This window comes from Klenkia taihuensis (genome assembly GCF_900112525.1).
Lineage (GTDB): Bacteria > Actinomycetota > Actinomycetes > Mycobacteriales > Geodermatophilaceae > Klenkia > Klenkia taihuensis.
Window position 1 is genome coordinate 411,193 of record NZ_FOMD01000004.1, and the last position, 17,595, is coordinate 428,787.

General features: G+C 74.2%; 12 protein-coding genes. 8 read left to right on the top strand and 4 right to left on the bottom strand.

Annotated features, from left to right (window positions below; genetic code table 11):
• Positions 1-47 precede the first annotated feature (47 nt).
• On the bottom strand, positions 48-3,215 hold the full coding sequence (ileS, locus tag BM158_RS17940; protein ID WP_091562608.1) for an isoleucine--tRNA ligase: 3,168 nt from the start codon (positions 3,213-3,215) through the stop codon (positions 48-50).
• Between the two features lie 75 nt (positions 3,216-3,290).
• Between ileS and BM158_RS17945 the strand changes: the two genes are divergently transcribed.
• Positions 3,291-4,802, top strand: a complete 1,512-nt coding sequence (locus tag BM158_RS17945) for a potassium/proton antiporter (RefSeq protein ID WP_091562614.1) — start codon at positions 3,291-3,293, stop codon at positions 4,800-4,802.
• Here the strand turns inward: BM158_RS17945 and BM158_RS17950 are convergent.
• The gene (locus BM158_RS17950; protein ID WP_091562617.1) at positions 4,799-5,365 is read right to left on the bottom strand and encodes a TetR/AcrR family transcriptional regulator; all 567 of its coding nucleotides are present in this window, start codon (positions 5,363-5,365) and stop codon (positions 4,799-4,801) included. The two genes, BM158_RS17945 and BM158_RS17950, sit on opposite strands and share 4 nt — an antisense overlap.
• 23 nt (positions 5,366-5,388) lie before the next feature.
• Between BM158_RS17950 and BM158_RS17955 the strand changes: the two genes are divergently transcribed.
• Entirely contained in the window at positions 5,389-6,516 is a 1,128-nt protein-coding gene (locus BM158_RS17955; RefSeq protein ID WP_091562620.1) for an MFS transporter, read from the top strand.
• On the opposite strand, the gene BM158_RS17960 is transcribed toward BM158_RS17955, so the two are convergent.
• Entirely contained in the window at positions 6,482-8,032 is a 1,551-nt protein-coding gene (locus tag BM158_RS17960; protein ID WP_091562623.1) for a malate:quinone oxidoreductase, read from the bottom strand. The genes BM158_RS17955 and BM158_RS17960 overlap by 35 nt on opposite strands.
• A 199-nt stretch (positions 8,033-8,231) precedes the next feature.
• Here BM158_RS17960 and lspA point away from each other — a divergent pair, with 199 nt between their 5' ends.
• The 6 genes from lspA to BM158_RS17990 all read left to right on the top strand — a co-directional run bounded on the left by lspA (position 8,232) and on the right by BM158_RS17990 (position 16,643).
• Positions 8,232-8,834, top strand: a complete 603-nt coding sequence (lspA, locus tag BM158_RS17965) for a signal peptidase II (protein WP_091562626.1) — start codon at positions 8,232-8,234, stop codon at positions 8,832-8,834.
• A 20-nt stretch (positions 8,835-8,854) separates the two neighbouring features.
• A complete protein-coding gene (locus BM158_RS17970) occupies positions 8,855-9,787 on the top strand; it encodes an RluA family pseudouridine synthase (RefSeq protein WP_191328717.1) in 933 nt (310 codons plus the stop codon).
• 15 nt (positions 9,788-9,802) lie between these two features.
• The gene (locus BM158_RS17975) at positions 9,803-10,630 is read left to right on the top strand and encodes a CPBP family intramembrane glutamic endopeptidase (RefSeq protein WP_091562629.1); all 828 of its coding nucleotides are present in this window, start codon (positions 9,803-9,805) and stop codon (positions 10,628-10,630) included.
• A gap of 107 nt (positions 10,631-10,737) precedes the next feature.
• Positions 10,738-14,274 (top strand): DNA polymerase III subunit alpha, encoded by a 3,537-nt coding sequence (gene dnaE / locus BM158_RS17980; protein WP_194624585.1) that lies wholly within the window; start codon positions 10,738-10,740, stop codon positions 14,272-14,274.
• Positions 14,275-14,310: 36 nt separating this feature from the next.
• Positions 14,311-15,012, top strand: coding sequence for a DUF2567 domain-containing protein (locus BM158_RS17985; protein ID WP_165629007.1), 702 nt, complete (start codon positions 14,311-14,313; stop codon positions 15,010-15,012).
• A gap of 122 nt (positions 15,013-15,134) precedes the next feature.
• Positions 15,135-16,643, top strand: coding sequence for an LCP family protein (locus tag BM158_RS17990; protein ID WP_091562636.1), 1,509 nt, complete (start codon positions 15,135-15,137; stop codon positions 16,641-16,643).
• A gap of 11 nt (positions 16,644-16,654) precedes the next feature.
• On the opposite strand, the gene BM158_RS17995 is transcribed toward BM158_RS17990, so the two are convergent.
• Positions 16,655-17,542 (bottom strand): LON peptidase substrate-binding domain-containing protein, encoded by an 888-nt coding sequence (locus BM158_RS17995; RefSeq protein WP_091562639.1) that lies wholly within the window; start codon positions 17,540-17,542, stop codon positions 16,655-16,657.
• Positions 17,543-17,595: the final 53 nt, after the last annotated feature.

A 17,595-nucleotide genomic window follows, 5' to 3' on the forward strand; every position in this document is an offset into this window, starting at 1 on the left:
GAGGACGGAGGTGGACCAGGGCCCCTGATCCACGCTGGGCCCGGGGGTCAGGCGCGGGCGACCCAGATGCGGCCGCCGGCGGGGGTCTCCACGCCCTCGCCGTCACCCGCGGCGCCGGCGTGCACCGACGTCGCCAGCACCTCCGCGGCCAGCTGCTCGGTGGCCTCCGTGAGCGCCTGGGCCAGCTGGCCGTCCGCGGTCCACCACAGCTCGATGCGGTCGCTGACCTCGAACCCGGCGGACTTGCGGGCGTCCTGCACCAGCCGGACCACCTCGCGCACCAGCCCGGCCCGCTCCAGCTCCGGGGTGAGCGTCAGGTCCAGCGCCACGGTCAGCCCGCCGGCCGAGGCCACGGTCCAGCCCTCGCGCGGGGTCTCGGTGACCACCAGGTCGCCGTCCTCCAGCGCGACGTCGGCGCCGTCCACGACCACCGACGCCGAGCCCGCCCGGTAGGCCGCGACCAGCGCGGTGGCGTCCTCGGCGGCGACGGCCCGGGCGACCGCCTGCACCTGCTTGCCCATCCGCCGGCCGACCGCGCGGAAGTCGATCTTCACGCTGACGTCGACCAGGTCCCCGCCGGCCTCGGCCACCGGGGCGAGCTCGGCGACGTTGAGCTCCTCGGCCACCTCGGCGACCAGGTCGCGCGGCAGCTCGCCCCACCCGGGGGCGGCCACCAGGGCGCGGGCGAGCGGCTGGCGGGTGCGCACCTTGGCCGACGTCCGGGCCGACCGGCCCAGCTCGACCAGCCGCCGGACGACGTCCATCTGCTCCACCAGCCGGTCGTCGCGGGCCGCCTCGTCGACCTGCGGCCACGAGGACAGGTGCACCGAGTCGGGGGCGTCCACCAGCCCCGGCGCCACGACCTCGCGCCACACCCGCTCGGTGACGAAGGGGGTGAAAGGGGCCATCAGCCGGGTCAGGCCGTCCAGCACCTCGTGCAGCGTACCCAGCGCGGCCGGGTCGCCGTCCCAGAAGCGGCGGCGGGAGCGGCGGACGTACCAGTTGGACAGGTCGTCGACGAAGGCCGCCAGCAGCTTGCCCGCGGTCTGGGTGTCGAAGTCCTCCAGCGCCCTGGTCACCCCGTCGGTGACGGTGGCCAGCGACGCGAGCGCCCACCGGTCCAGCAGCGGCCGCCCGGCGGCGGCCGGTGCGGGGGAGGAGGCCGGGTCCCAGCCGTTGGTGGAGGCGTACAGGGTGAAGAACGAGGCGGTGTTCCAGTAGGTCAGCAGCACCTTGCGGACGACCTCGGACAGCGTCTCGTGGCCGACCCGGCGGGCCTGCCACGGCGAGCCGCCGGCCAGCATGAACCAGCGGACGGCGTCGGCGCCGTGCCGGTCCATCAGCGGGATCGGCTCCAGGATGTTGCCCAGGTGCTTGCTCATCTTGCGGCCGTCCTCGGCGAGGATGTGGCCCAGGCACAGCACGTCCTCGTAGGAGGACTTCCCGAACACCAGGGTGCCGACGGCCATCAGCGTGTAGAACCAGCCGCGGGTCTGGTCGATGGCCTCGCAGATGAACTGCGCCGGGTAGGCCGCCTCGAAGGCCTCCTTGTTCCGGTGCGGGGCGCCCCACTGGGCGAAGGGCATCGAGCCGGAGTCGTACCAGGCGTCGATGACCTGCCGCACCCGGCGGAACTCGCCCTCGACCCCGGGCAGGGTGAAGGTGACGTCGTCGATGTAGGGCCGGTGCGGGTCGAGGTCGGCCAGGTCGCGGCCGGTCAGCTCCGACAGCTCGGCCAGCGAGCCGACGGCGACCAGGTGCGCGGGGTCGAGCTCGTTGCGCCAGATCGGCAGCGGGGTGCCCCAGTACCGGTCGCGGGACAGCGCCCAGTCGACGTTGTTGTGCAGCCAGTCGCCGTAGCGGCCCCACTGCACGTTCTCCGGGTGCCACCGGGTGGCCTCGTTCTCGGCCAGCAGCTGGTCCTTGACCGCGCTGGTGCGGATGTACCAGGACGGCTGGGCGTAGTACATCAGCGGCGTGTGGCAGCGCCAGCAGTGCGGGTAGGGGTGCTCGTAGCGCTGCTCGCGCCACAGCACGCCCCGGTCGGCGAGGTCCTGCACCAGGGTGGGGTCGGCGGCCTTGAAGAAGTGCCCGCCGACCAGGGGGACGTCGGCGGCGAAGTGGCCGGTGGCGTCCACCGGGTTCACCACCGGCAGGCCGTAGGCGCGGCAGACCGCGAGGTCCTCGGCGCCGAACGCGGGGGACTGGTGCACCAACCCGGTGCCCGAGTCGGTGGTGACGTAGTCGGCGAGCAGCACGAAGTGCGCGTCGCCCTCGGGGAAGTCGACCAGCTCGAAGGGCCGCTGGTAGTGCACCCGCTCCCAGTCGCGGCCGGTGGTGGTGGCCAGCACCTCGTAGGGCACGTCGGCCCCGAGGACGGCGGCCACCAGCGGCTCGGCGACGACGACGGTGCGCTCCGTGCCCTCGTGCTCGGCGCGGACCACCAGGTAGGTGACCTCGGGGTTGACCGCGACCGCGGTGTTGGACGGGAGCGTCCAGGGCGTCGTGGTCCAGACCAGCAGGTCGGCCTTGCCGGCCCACTCGCCGCTGGTGACCGGCAGCGAGACGTAGACCGAGGGGTCGGTGACGGTCTCGTACCCCTGGGCGACCTCGTGGTCGCTCAGGCCGGTGCCGCAGCGCGGGCAGTAGGGGGCGACGCGGTGGTCCTCGGTGAGCAGGCCCTTGTCGAAGATGGTCTTCAGCGACCACCAGACGCTCTCCACGTACTCGGGGTTCATCGTCCAGTAGGCGGTCGACATGTCGACCCAGTAGCCCATCCGGTCGGTGAGCTCGGAGAAGTCGGCCACGTGCCGCTCCACGGACTCCCGGCAGCGGGCGTTGAACTCGGCGATGCCGTAGGCCTCGATGTCGGGCTTGCCGTTGAAGCCCAGCTCCTTCTCCACCGCGATCTCCACCGGCAGGCCGTGGCAGTCCCAGCCGGCGCGGCGGGGCACGGAGAAGCCCTGCATGGTCTTGAACCGGGGGAAGACGTCCTTGAACGCGCGGGCCTCGATGTGGTGGGTGCCCGGGCGGCCGTTCGCCGTCGGGGGGCCCTCGTAGAAGGTCCACTGCGGCCGGCCGGCGGAGGCCTCCAACGAGCGGGCGAACACCTTCTCGTCGGCCCACTGGTCGAGGACCTCGTGCTCCAGGGCCGGGAGGTCGACCCCTGCTGGGAGGGGGCGGAACGGGGAGGTCGGGCTGCTCACGCCGTCCATCATCCCAGCCGCGGAACACCGGTTTGACCGGAACGTCACCGGGGTGCGGGAGACTGGCCCCGTGGTGGTGCGCTGATGTCGACGACGGTGACCGTCGCGCTCGCCGTCGGCGCCCTCGTCGTGCTCACCGCCGCCGTCGCGCTGCGGCTCTCCGACCGGCTGGGCCTGCCGGCCCTGCTGCTCTACCTGGCCCTGGGGGTCGGGCTCGGCGAGAGCGGGCTGGGCATCCAGTTCGAGGACGTCGACCTCACCCAGACCCTCGGCGTGGCCGCGCTGCTGGTGATCCTGGCCGAGGGCGGACTGACCACCCGCTGGTCCGACGTCCGGCGGGCGGTCGGGCCCGGCCTGACGCTGGCCACGGTCGGTGTCCTGGTCTCGGTGAGCGCCACCGCGGCCGTGGCGGTCTGGTTGCTCGGGTTCACCTGGGCCAACGCCCTGCTGCTGGGTGCGGTGGTCAGCTCCACCGACGCCGCGGCCGTCTTCGCCACCCTGCGCCGGCTGCCCCTGCCCCGGCGGATGGCCGCGTCGCTGGAGATGGAGAGCGGGCTGAACGACGCCCCGGTCATCCTGCTGGTGCTGGTGCTGTCCGAGCGGCTGGCCGGCGGGGAGACCGCGCCGTGGTGGATCACCGCCGTAGAGGTCGTCGGCGAGCTCGCCGGCGGGTCGGTCATCGGCGTCGCGGTCGGGTTCGGCGGCGCGTGGCTGCTGCGCCGGGTCGCGCTGCCGCTGGCCGGCTTCTACCCGCTGGCCACGCTGGCGCTCTGCGTGCTGGCCTTCGCCTCGGCCGACCTGGTGCACACGTCGGGCTTCGTCGCGGTGTACCTGGCCGGGCTGGTGCTCGGCAACGCGCCGCTGCCGCACCGCGCCGCCACCATCGGGTTCGCCGAGGGCATGGCCACCCTGGCCCAGATCGGGCTCTTCGTGCTGCTCGGCCTGCTGGCCAGCCCCAGCCGGCTGCTCGACGTCGTCCCCGAGGCGCTGGTCATCGGCCTGGCGCTGCTGCTGGTGGCACGGCCGCTGTCGGTGGTGGCCAGCCTCGTGTGGTTCCGGGTGCCCTGGCCGCAACAGGCGTTCATCTCCTGGGCCGGCCTGCGCGGCGCGGTGCCCATCGTGCTGGCGACCTTCCCGATCGCGGCCGCCGTCCCCGGCGCCACCCGGGTGTTCGACATCGTCTTCGTGCTGGTGGTCGTCTTCACCGTCGTGCAGGGCGGCTCCCTGCCGGCGGTGGCCCGCTCCCTGCGCATCGCCACGCCGATCACCCCGCGCGACATCGACGTGGAGTCCGCGCCGCTGGACGAGCTGGGTGCCGAGCTGATGCAGCTGACCGTGCCGCCGGGATCACGCCTGCACGGGGTCTACCTGCCGGAGCTGCGGCTGCCCGAGGACGCCGCCGTCGTCCTCGTGGTGCGCGACGGCAAGCCGTTCGTGCCCGACCGCGACACCCGGCTGATGCGCGGGGACCAGGCGCTGCTGGTGTCGGCCCGCGGGTCGCGGGCCGAGGCCGAGCGACGACTGCGGGCGGTCAGCCGGGCCGGCCGGCTGGCCACCTGGCGGGGCGAGACCGGCCGGCCGACCGAGGTCGACTAGCGCCAGCCGTCCAGCAGCGCGGCGGCGGTGGCGCGGCCCTGCGCGGTGGCGGTGGCGCGGTCGGTGCGCAGCGCCATCGCCAGCGCGCCGCTGACGACCACCAGCAGGTGCTCGGCCAGCTCGGCGGCCCGGTCACCGGCCACCGGCGCGGCCAGCTCGCGCAGCCGGCCGCGCAGCAGGGCGGTGTCCTGGTCCAGTGCTGCCGCGGCGGTGCCGTCGTCGGCCGGAGACCCCGCGGCGGCGTCCAGGAAGGCACACCAGCGCGACGGCGTCCCCGAGGTCCGGAAGGCCTCGAGCGCGTCGAACACGGCCAGCAGGCGGCCCCGGTCGTCGGGGGCCGCGGCCACCGCGGCGGCCCACGCGTCGTCCCACCGGCGCAGCCGGGCGGCGAGGGCGGCGGCCTGCAGGCCGGTCTTGCTGCCGAAGTGCGCGTAGAGGGTGGCGGGCGCGACGCCGGCCCGGGCCAGCACCGCGTCGACGGGGGTGCCGGCGAAGCCGCCGGCGGCGAAGAGCTCCTCGGCGGCGTCCAGCAGCCGCTGCCGGGCACCGGGTTGCGCGGTCACGCGATCACTGTAACGGTCGTTATGTGAAACGGTCGTTTCGTTCGGTCGCGCTGGTCGTCGCCGGCACCGCCCTGGTCGCCTGCACCTACGGCCTGGTCCGCTACGCCGTCGGCCTGAGCGCGCCGGACGCCCAGCGCGACCTGGGGCTGTCCACGACCGCGGTCGGCCTGGTCTCCGGCGGCACCTCGGTGGCCTACTGCGTCGCTGCAGCGCTGGCCTTCCTGCACGGGGAGCGGCGCCCGCGGACGGTCGTCGCCGGGGCGGGCGCGGTCGCCGTCCTGGGTGCGGCGGGGGTGGGGACGGCGGGCTCCGCCGCGGTGTTCGCCGTCGCGGCGGTGCTGGGCAGCGCCGGGGCCGGAGCCGCCTCGCCGGGCCTGGTGGTCCTGGTCCGCCGGGCGGTGCCGGGCCCCGCGGAGCCGCGGGCGCAGGCGGTGGTCAACGCGGGCACCGGGCCCGGGCTCGTCGCGGCCGGCCTGCTCGCCCTCCTCGTCGACCGCTGGCAGGTGGCCTGGACGGCCGCCGCGGCCGGCACCGCCGTCGTCACCCTGGTCGTGCTGGCCGCCGCCCGGGGAGGCGACCCGGACCGGCCGGCACCCCGGGTGGACGCCGGGCGCCGGTGGGTCGTCCCGGTGCTGGCGGCCGGCCTGCTCGGCACCGGCAGCGCGGCGGTGTGGACCCACGGCCGCACCGTGCTGCAGGACGGCGGGCTCGGCGACCGCGCCGCGCTGTGGGTGTGGGTCTGCCTCGGGGTCGGGGCGGCCGGTGCCGCGGTGGTCGGTCCGCTGCTGCTGCGGGCCGGGCCCGTCCCTGCCTGGTCGGCGTCGGCTGCGGTGACCGCAGGGGCGGTCGCGGCCTGGGCCCTTCCGGCGCGGGGGCCGGTCCCGGTGCTCGCCGCACTGGCCTTCGGGCTGGGGTTCACCACGGCGACGACGGCGCTCATCGCGTGGGCGGGGCAGGTGTCGGACACCCCCGCCCCGGCGGTGTCGGTCTTCTTCGTGGCGTTGCTGCTGGGCCAGGCCGCGGGCGCCCCGCTGTCCTCGGCGCTGCTGGGCGCGGGGGTGCCGGTGGCCCTCGGCGCCGCCGCGGCCGTCGTGGCGGCCGGGGCGGCGCTGCCGGTCAGCGGGCGCCGGCGAGCTCCACGGGCCCGGTGAGCTCCAGCGTGCGGGTGGTCTCCTCGCGGACCTCGGCGAACAGCGCCGGGTCCTCGGAGAGCTTCCGGCCGTAGGAGGGGATGGCCTCGCGCAGCAGGGGCTCCCACTCGGCGTGCCGGTCGGGGAAGCAGCGGCGCAGCAGGTCCAGCATCGCCGCGACCGCGGTGGAGGCACCGGGGGAGGCGCCCAGCAGGCCGGCGATGGATCCCTCGCCGCCCACGACGAGCTCGGTGCCGAACTGCAGGACGCCGCGGCCCTTGTCGTCCTGCTTGATGACCTGCACGCGCTGGCCGGCGTGGATCATCTCCCAGTCGTCGCCGTCGGCGGTGGGCACGAACTCCTCGAGGGCCTCGATCCGGTCCGAGGGGCGCTGCAGCACCTGGCCGATGAGGTAGCGGGTGAGCGCGGTCTGGGTGCGGGCGACACCGAGCATCGAGCCGATGTTGCCCAGGCGTACCGACTTGGGCAGGTCCAGCCAGGACCCGGCCTTGAGGAACTTGGGGGAGAAGCCGGCGTAGGGGCCGAACAGCAGCGACTGCTTGCCCTCGATCAGCCGCAGGTCCAGGTGCGGCACCGACATCGGCGGGGCGCCGACGGCGGCCTGGCCGTAGACCTTGGCCTGGTGGCGGGCGGCGAGCGCCTCGTTGGTCGAGCGCAGGAACAGGCCCGAGACCGGGAACCCGCCGAAGCCCTTGATCTCGGGGATCTCGGCCCGCTGCAGCAACGGCAGCGCGCCGCCGCCGGCGCCGACGAACACGAAGCCCGCGTTGACGGTGAACTCCTCGCCGCTGGCGTGGTGCCTCGCCGAGACCTTCCAGCGGCCGTCGGTGGTGCGCTCCAGGCCCTGCACGCTGGTGCCGGTGTGCACGGCGACGCCGCGGGCGGTGGCCTGGTCCAGCAGCAAGCGGGTCAGCGAGCCGAAGTCGACGTCGGTGCCGGCGGTGGAGCGGGTGGCGGCGACGGGCTGCTGCGGGTCGCGGCCCTCCATCATCAGCGGCACCCACTGCGCCAGCTCGTCCTGGGAGGTGGTCAGCTCCAGCTCGGCGAACAGCGGCGAGGCGGTGAGCGCGGCGTGCCGGGCGCGCATGTAGGCCTGGCCCTCGGTGCCGTGCACGAAGCTGATGTGCGGCACCGGGGTGATGAAGTGCTTGGGGGTGTCGGTGAGACCGGTGCGCACCAGGTGCGACCAGAACTGCCGGGACAGCTGGAACTGCTCGTTGATCGAGATGGCCTTGGTCGGGTCGACCGTGCCGTCCGCGCCCGCGGGGGTGTAGTTCAGCTCGCACAGCGCCGAGTGCCCGGTGCCGGCGTTGTTCCAGCCGTCGGAGCTCTCCGCGGCGACCCGGTCGCCGGCCTCGAACAGCGTGATGGACCAGTGCGGCGCCACGATGCCCAGCAGGGCGGCCAGCGTCGCGCTCATCACCCCGCCCCCGACCAGGACGACGTCGGGGCGCGACGTGTCGGGGACGACGGGGTGGGCGTACTCGCCCGGCGCGGTGTTCTCGGCGCTGGTCACGGGGCTGGTCGGGCCTTCCTGGTGGTCGCGCGCGGCGGTCGTTGCCGCGCGCTGCGTTCAGGGGAGCGGGGTCACCGCTGCTGGTGCCATGGTCGTCCCCCCGCGGGCGGTGCACCCTCCCCGGGCGGTGTGACCCTCGCCATGCTGCCGCACCGCACGGGGGACGGCAGGCGCAGCCGACCTCGGTACCGTCGTCGTCGTGCCCGAGGATGCCGACCGCCCGTCCGAGCCCGCCGGCCCGACCAGCCAGGTCGCCCGCCGCCCGCGCACCGCGCTGCTCGTGGGCCTGGCCGCCGGGGTCCTGGCCCTGGACCTGGTGACCAAGCTGGTCGTGGTGGCCACCCTGTCCGACCGGGAGCCGCTGCGGCTGCTGGGCGGGGCCCTCTACCTGACCGAGGCCCGCAACACCGGGGCCGCGTTCTCCTTCGCCGAGGGCGCCACCGTCGTCTTCAGCCTCATCGCGGCGGTCGTCGTGGTGGTCATCGTCCGGGCCGCGCGCCGGCTGTTCTCCACCGGCTGGGCGGTCGCGCTCGGCCTGGTGCTCGGCGGCGCGCTGGGCAACCTGGTCGACCGGGTGTTCCGCGACCCCGGGTTCCTGCGCGGCGGCGTGGTGGACTTCCTGTCGCTGTTCGACCCCTACGGCCGGGTGTGGCCGATCTTCAACGTCGCCGACTCCGCGATCGTCTGCGGCGGCATCCTCGGCGCGGTGCTGGCCGTGCGGGGCGTCGAGTTCGACGGCAGCCGGAGCACGAAGGACGGCGGGGACGACGGCGCCGACCGCGAGCGCGCGGCCACCGACTGACCGTCGGTCACAATGGCGGGGTGACCGCCAGCCTGCGCCGTGAGCTCCCGGTGCCCGACGGCCTGGAGGGCCAGCGGGTCGACCAGGCGCTGGCCCGGCTGTTCGGGCTCTCCCGCGGCGCCGCCGCCGACCTCGCCGACGAGGGCCGGGTGCTGGTCGACGGCCGGGCCCGCAGCAAGGGCGACCGGCTGACCGCCGGCAGCTGGCTGGAGGTCGAGCTGCCCCCGCCGCCGGGCGAGCCCGCCCCGCCGCAGCCGGTCGAGGGCATGACCGTGGTGCACGACGACGACGACGTCCTGGTCGTCGACAAGCCGGTCGGCGTCGCCGCGCACGGCAGCCCCGGCTGGGACGGCCCCACCGTGGTCGGCGGGCTGGCCGCGGCCGGCTACCGCATCTCCACCAGTGGCGCCGAGGAGCGCCGCGGCATCGTGCACCGGCTGGACGCCGCCACCACCGGGCTGATGGTGGTGGCCAAGAGCGAGCGCGCCTACACCCTGCTCAAGCAGGCGTTCAAGGAGCGCACGGTCGACAAGGGCTACCACGCGCTGGTGCAGGGCCACCCCGACCCGTCGCGCGGCACGATCGACGCCCCCATCGACCGGCACCCCAAGCACGACTGGCGCTTCGCCGTGGTCAGCACCGGCCGGCCCTCGGTCACCCACTACGACACCCTCGAGGCCTTCCCGGCCGCGTCGCTGGTCGACGTCAAGCTCGAGACCGGCCGCACGCACCAGATCCGGGTGCACTTCTCCGCCATGCGCCACCCGCTCGTCGGGGACATGGCCTACGGCGCCGACCCCACCCTGGCCGCCCGGCTCGGGGTGTCCAGGCAGTGGCTGCACGCGGTGCGGCTGGGCTTCGCGCACCCCGCCGACGGCCGGTGGGTCGAGTTCACCAGCAGCTACCCGGAGGACCTCGCCGGGGCCCTGGGCCGGCTGCGCGCCGAGGCCTGAGCGCGCACCGCTGAAGTGACCGGCCTGCCCGACTCCCTCGCCGACTTCGGTCCGGCCGCGTTCGCCGCGGTCGTCGTCGCCGGCTACCTGGTCGTCGGCGAGCCCGTCGTCGGGCACGTGCTGCACCGCCGGTTCGAGGACCGGATGCGCACCGACGCCCGTGCCCGGCGGTCGTTCTACCTGCGCCTGCTGGTCCTGGAGTGGGGCCTGTCGCTGCTCGTGCTCGTGGTCTTCCTGGCCGCCCCCGACGTCGACGCCGGCCAGGTCGGGCTGCGCTGGCCGCAGGCCTGGCCCGGCTGGATCACCTCGGCGGCCTGCCTGCTGCTGCTGGCCTTCGTCGTGGTGTCCACCCGGGCGCTGCGGTCGGGGGCGCTGGCCGCGGCCGCCCCGGCGCCCACCGGCCGGCACGGGGAGCCGCCGGTGCAGTCCACGGTCGCGCTGCTGCCCCGCTCGGGCGCCGAGCGGCGGCTGTTCGCCGTCGTCGGGGTGACCGCCGGGGTGTGCGAGGAGTGGTTGTACCGCGGCTTCTTCCTGGCCGTCGTCGCCGCCGTCGCCCCCGGGCTGCCGTCGGGGGTGCTGGTCGTGGTCGCCGCCGTCGCCTTCGGGGCCGCGCACGCCTACCAGGGCGCCGGCGGGGTGCTGCTCACCGGCGTCCTCGGCGGGGTGTTCGCCGCGCTCTACCTGCAGACCGGGTCGCTGCTGCTGCCGGTCCTGCTGCACGCTGCCGTGGACCTGCGCTTCCTGCTCGTGCCCACCGCGGCGCTGCCCCCGCTGGGCCCCCGCGTGCGCCCGGGCGGGGACACGCGGGGGGACCAGCACGACTCTGTCGGACCCCCGGAGTAGACAGCGGGGAGTGCGAGGATCGGGTGCCAGCACCCGGTCTGCGTGCACGGCCTTCCCCGCCGGTCAGCACCACCAGCACCTGCACCACCGACCAGTGAGGAGCCCCCGTGCCCGACGCCGAGAACTTCGTGCACCTGCACGTGCACACCGAGTACTCGATGCTCGACGGCGCGGCCAAGCTGCCCGAGGTCACCAAGGCCGCCGCCGAGCAGGGCATGCCGGCGCTGGCCATGACCGACCACGGCAACGTCTTCGGCGCGTACGACTTCTACAAGCAGGCCAAGGCCAACGGCGTGAAGCCGATCATCGGCATGGAGGGCTACTACACGCCCGGCTCGCGCTTCGACCGCGCGCCCTTCGACTTCGGCGCCATCGCCGACGAGGACGGCGAGGGCGCCTCGTCCAAGGGCAAGGCCGCCTACACCCACATGACCCTGCTGGCCCGCACCACCGAGGGCATGCACAACCTGTTCCGGCTCTCCTCGCTGGCCAGCCTCGAGGGGCAGTACCGCAAGCCGCGCTTCGACCGCGACCTGCTCGAGCAGTACGGGAAGGGCCTCATCGCCACCACCGGCTGCCCCTCGGGCGAGGTGAACATGTGGCTGCGCGCGGGCAAGGTCGACCGCGCCCGCCAGGCGGCCGCGGACTTCCAGGACATCTTCGGGCGGGAGAACTTCTACGCCGAGGTCATGGACCACGGCCTGGCCATCGAGAAGCAGACCAAGCCCGCGCTGCTGGAGATCGCCCGCGAGCTGGGCATCCCGCTGCTGGCCACCAACGACCTGCACTACACCCACCGCGAGGACGCCGAGGCCCACGACGCCCTGCTCTGCATCCAGACCGGCGCGCGGCTCAACGAGACCAACCGCTTCAAGTTCAACGGCGACGGCTACTACCTGAAGTCCGCCGCCGAGATGCGCGGGCTGTTCACCGAGATGCCCGAGGCCTGCGACAACACGCTGCTGGTCGCCGAGCAGTGCGAGGTCACCTTCACCGAGGGCGCCGACCTCATGCCCCGCTTCCCGCTGCCCGAGGGCGAGGACGAGACCTCCTGGTTCATCAAGGAGGTCGAGCGCGGGCTGCACAAGCGCTGGCCCGGCGGCATCCCCGACCACGTGCGCAAGCAGGCCGACTACGAGGTCGGGATCATCACCCAGATGGGCTTCCCGGGGTACTTCCTCGTGGTCGCCGACTTCATCAACTGGGCCAAGGACAACGGCATCCGGGTCGGCCCGGGCCGTGGCTCGGCCGCCGGGTCGCTGGCCGCCTACGCCATGGGCATCACCGACCTCGACCCGCTGGCCCACGGCCTGATCTTCGAGCGCTTCCTCAACCCCGAGCGCGTCTCCATGCCCGACGTCGACATCGACTTCGACGAGCGCCGGCGCGGCGAGGTCATCCGCTACGTGTCGGAGAAGTACGGCGAGGAGCGGGTCAGCCAGATCGTCACCTACGGCACGATCAAGGCCAAGGCCGCGATCAAGGACGCCGGCCGGGTGCTCGACCGGCCCTTCTCCGTCGGCGACGAGCTCACCAAGCTGCTGCCGCCCGACGTGATGGGCAAGGGCATCCCGCTGACGGGGGTCTTCGACCCGGCCCACCCGCGCTACAAGGAGGCCGCGGAGTTCCGCGCCCGCTACGAGTCCGACCCGGGCGCGGCCGAGGTCGTCGACCAGGCCCGCAAGCTCGAGGGCCTCAAGCGCCAGTGGGGCGTGCACGCCGCCGGGGTCATCATCGGCCGCTACCCGCTCATCGACAGCGTGCCGATCATGCGCCGCGAGGCCGACGGCGCGATCATCACGCAGTTCGACTACCCGACGTGCGAGACGCTCGGGCTGCTCAAGATGGACTTCCTGGGCCTGCGCAACCTCACCGTCATCGACGACGCGCTGCGCAACATCGAGATCAACGGCAAGCCCGCGATCGACCTCGACGAGCTCAGCAAGGACCTCACCGACCCCAAGACCTACGAGCTGCTGTCCAAGGGCGAGACGCTCGGGGTCTTCCAGTTCGACGGCGGCCCGATGCGGTCGCTGCTGCGGCTCATGCGGCCGGACAACTTCGAGGACATCTCCGCCGTCGGCGCGCTCTACCGGCCCGGCCCGATGGGTGCCAACTCGCACACCAACTACGCGCTGCGCAAGAACGGCCAGCAGGAGATCACCCCGATCCACCCGGAGCTCGCCGAGCCGCTGGAGGAGATCCTGGGCCAGACCTACGGCCTGATCGTCTACCAGGAGCAGGTCATGGCGATCGCGCAGAAGGTCGCCGGGTACTCCCTCGGCAAGGCCGACCTGCTGCGCCGGGCCATGGGCAAGAAGAAGAAGTCGGTGCTGGACGCCGAGTTCGTCGGCTTCGAGGCCGGCATGAAGGCCAACGGCTTCTCCGGCGCGGCCATCAAGACGCTGTGGGACATCCTGGTCCCCTTCGCCGACTACGCCTTCAACAAGGCGCACTCGGCGGCCTACGGCCTGGTCTCGTACTGGACGGCCTACCTCAAGGCCAACTACCCGGCCGAGTACATGGCCGGCCTGCTCACCAGCGTCGGCGACGACAAGGACCGCCGGCCGGTCTACCTGGCCGAGTGCCGCCGCATGGGCATCAAGGTGCTCCCGCCCGACGTCAACGAGTCCTCCTGGGACTTCACCGCCGTCGGCGCCGACATCCGCTTCGGCCTGGCCTCGGTGCGCAACGTCGGGCACAACGTGGTGGCCTCGATCGTCAAGGCGCGCGAGGAGAAGGGCGCCTTCCGCGACTTCAACGACTTCATGCGCAAGATCGACACCGTGGCCTGCAACAAGAAGGTCATCGACTCCCTGGCCAAGGCCGGCGCCTTCGACTCCCTCGGCCACTCCCGCCAGGCGATCGCGGTCAAGCACGTCGAGGCCGTCGACGCCGCGATGGCGGTCAAGCGCCGCGAGGCCGAGGGCCAGTTCGACCTCTTCGGCGACATGGGCGGCGACTCCGGGGTGGGCGCCTTCGACGTCGTCCTCGGCACCGCCGACTGGTCCAAGGCCGAGCGGCTGGTCTTCGAGCGCGACATGCTCGGCCTCTACGTCTCCGACCACCCGCTGCACGGCGTGGAGCACGTGCTCACCAGCCACGCCGACACCGCGCTCGCCGAGATCCTCGCCGGCGGCGTCGAGGACGGCGCCAACGTCACCGTGGCCGGCATCCTCACCGCGGTGTCCCCGCGCACCAACAAGCAGGGCGCGCCCTGGGCCATCGCCACCATCGAGGACCTCGAGGCCGGCATCGAGGTGCTGTTCTTCCCCAAGACCTGGCTCGAGGTGCAGGACAAGGTGGCCCGCGACCAGATCGTCGTGGTGAAGGGCCGCATCTCCCGCCGGGACGACACCCCGTCGATCTTCGGCTCCGAGGTGATGATCCCCGAGCTGACCGAGGGCCCGCGCGGCCCGGTGCTGGTCTCGATGCCCGCGGCCCGGTGCACCCCGCCAGTGGTCGAGCGGCTGCGCGAGGTGCTGGGCAGCCACCCGGGCACCACCGAGGTGCAGCTCAAGCTGATCAACGGCCAGCGGGAGACGGTGCTGCGGCTGGACCAGCGGCTGTCGGTGCGCCCGAGCACCGCGCTCATGGGCGACATCAAGGCGCTGCTGGGGCCCACCAGCGTCGCCATCCTCTGAGCGCCGCCACCGCGCTCCTGTGGTCGAATCGCTGACGTGACCGCCCTCCCGCCCCCCGTCCCGTCCCCGGCGGCCGGCCCGCAGCCGGTCGCCGGTGACCTGCGGCCCGCCGCCGTGCGCGCCGGGGTGCCGGGGCTGCGCGGCAGCCGGGGCGACGTCCGCGGCGCGGTGGTGACCGCGGTCGTGCTGGCCGTGCTCGGTCTCCTCGCCGGCCTGCTGTGGGTCTGGCTCGCCCCGCGGGCCCAGTTCACCGTCACCTCCGACGCCGGCGACGTGCAGGTCGCCGGGGGCGGCCTGGTCGACCCCGAGCTGTTCGCCTCCGACGACGGCGTCTACGTGCTGCTGCTGGGCGGGCTGGGCCTGCTGGCCGGCGTGGCCGGCTGGCTGCGCCGGCGCCGCCGCGGCGTGGTCACCCTGGTCGGGCTGGCCGTGGGCATGCTCGCCGCCTCGGTGGCCGCCTGGCAGCTCGGTGCGCTGCTGGGCCGCGGCCCGTCCCGCGAGCAGCTGACCACCGTCGGCACCGAGGTGACCACCGCGCTGGACCTCAACATGCTGGCCGCGCTCGCGGTGGGCCCGTTCTGCGCGGTGCTGGTCTACGTGGTGTGCACCGTGCTGGTCAGCAGCGACGACCTCGGCCGCGACGAGCCGGAGCCGGCGGTCCACCCGGAGCAGGGCCACCCGCAGGGGGCGTACCGGCCCGAGCCGGCGGGACAGGCGGGACCTGCGATCCGGGAGTGACGAACCGTTACCGGACGGGCCCGTCGCTCCACTACTCCCCGCTGTCCGGCTGTCACGCTCGGTTCCGTGCTCCGGAGTTCCGCTGACCTCGCCCCGATGACCGCCCCCGACGGGGCCCGGTCGTGAGCGACGACCGCGCGGCGCAGCTCCCCGCCCGCCTCGACCCCCGGCTCGGCCGCCCCGCCGGCTCCGCGGCCCGCACCGGCACCCGCCGGGCCGCCGTCGTCGTCCGCGGGCTGGCCGCGGTGCTCAGCATGCTGCTCGTGGCCGGCAGCGGGTGGGGCTGGTACCTGGTCCGCGTGGCCGAGGCCAGCGTCAACCGCACCGACGCGATCCCGACCACCGGCAACACCGACATCAACGGGGACACCCACGCCGGCCAGGCGATGAACATGCTGCTGGTGGGCGTGGACTCCCGCGCCGGGCTCACCCAGGAGCAGATCGACGAGTACGCCACCGGCGACCCCGACGACCTGCACAACACCGACACGATGATGCTGGTGCACGTCCCGGCCGACGGGTCCGCGGCGTCGTTCGTCTCCTTCCCGCGCGACATGTACGTGCAGATCCCGGGCCACGGCCGCGGCAAGCTGAACTCCGCCTACTCGGCCGGGTTCGACGACGTCGACGGCAGCGAGGACGAGAAGCGGGCCGGCGGCGCCCGGTTGCTCATCCAGACGATCAGCAACCTGTCCGGTCTGCAGATCGACCACTACGCCGAGATCAACCTGCTCGGGTTCATCAACCTGACCTCGATCGTCGGCGGGGTCGACGTCGACCTGTGCCAGGCCAGCGACGACTCGGTCACCGGTGCGCACTTCGACGCCGGCCCGCAGACCCTCTCCGGCAGCCAGGCGCTGCTGTTCGTCCGGCAGCGGCACGGCGTGGGGGAGCGGTCCTCGGACTTCGACCGCGTCGCCCGCCAGCAGGTCTTCATCGCCGGCATGCTGCGCAATCTGCTGTCCTCGGACCTGATGCTCAACCCGAACAAGCAGCGCCAGGTCGTCGAGCAGGTCGGCAGCTCGGTCACCCTGGACCGCGGGCTGGACATCTTCACCCTCGCCGCCCAGATGCAGGGCGTGCAGCCGGGCAGCATCACCTTCCAGACCATCCCCGGCCTGACCGACGCCGACGTCGACGGCGTCTCGGTGCTGAAGCTGCCGCCCGCGCAGGTGCTCACCGACTTCTTCTCCGACCTGACCGCCGACCCCGAGCCGCAGCAGGCGCCCGCCCCGGCGCAGGCCCCGGCCACGGTCGCCCCGGCCGACGTCACGGTGTCGGTGCTCAACGGCTCCGGGGTCTCCGGCGCGGCGGCCGGCGCCGCCGGCGAGCTGACCGCCGCCGGGTTCGCGGCCAGCAGCGGCGGGAACGCCCCGGCCACCGCGACCACCACGATCAGCCACCGCACGGGGGACGACGCCGCCGCGGCCACCCTGGCCGCCCAGGTGCCCGGCGCCGCGCTGGCCGTCGACGACTCGCTCGCCGCCGGCACCGTCTCGCTGGTGCTGGGCACCGACTTCACCGGGGTCGGCCAGCAGGTGGCGACCGCGACCCCGACCGAGGACCCCGTCGTCCCGGGTTCCTACGTCAACCCCGAGCGCACCGCCGCCGACACCAGCTGCATCAACTAGGGCGGCAGGCCCTAGTTGGGGGTCATGGGCCCGGCGAACTGCTGGATGGGCACCGGCACCGCGCCGAGCTCGCGCAGCAGGGTGAGCTCCCGGCGCAGCAGCCGGGACTCCGCGGCCAGCCGGCGCCGGGTGGCCGACTCGGCCAGCAGCGCCTGCCGGTCGTCGGTGGTCAGCAGCGCCGCCGAGGCCACCAGGTAGGACAGCCCGCGGGCATCGTCCCCGACCTGGCGCAGCAGGGCCGCCGCCGCGCCGTCGGAGGTGTCGGCACCGGGCCCGTCGGCGTCGGAGCCGTCGAGGCCGAGGTCGGCCAGCAGCTCGGCCTCCTCCTCGTCGTCGACCTCCAGCGGCCCGCCGCCGCTGCGCAGCGCGGCCACCTCGGTCACGTACCGGGCGAACAGCCCGGAGACGCTGCTCACCAGCACGTCCAGCGACCCCCGGGCCACCGACGCGGCGACGTCGTCGTCGGCGGGGGTGAGCGTGCCGGGCTCGGTGACCAGGCCCTCGGCGTCCCCGGCCGCCTCCTCGGCGGCCTCCTCCTCGCCCAGCCACTCCACCTCGGCCTGCAGGTAGGGCGGGTCGTCGGCGACGACGACGTCCAGCAGCCGGAACCGGTCGGCGCCCACGGTGACCAGGCGGTAGCCGCCGTCGGCCTGCGGGGTCACCGCGCGCAGCACGGCGGTGCAGCCGACGTCGAACAGCGCCTCGGCCGGCGCGACCCGCTCGACCTCCCAGCCCTGCCGGATGGCGACCACGCCGAAGGACCGCGGCCCGCTGCCCTCGGGCCGGGCGACCAGGTCGGCGACCAGCCGCCGGTACCGGGGCTCGAAGATCTGCAGGGGCAGCACGACGCCCGGGAACAGGGGGCTCCCCAGGGGGAACAACGGGATCAGCTCGCCCACGGCCCGAACCCTACGGGGGACGGCGGACACCGGCCCACCGCCGCGCAACTACC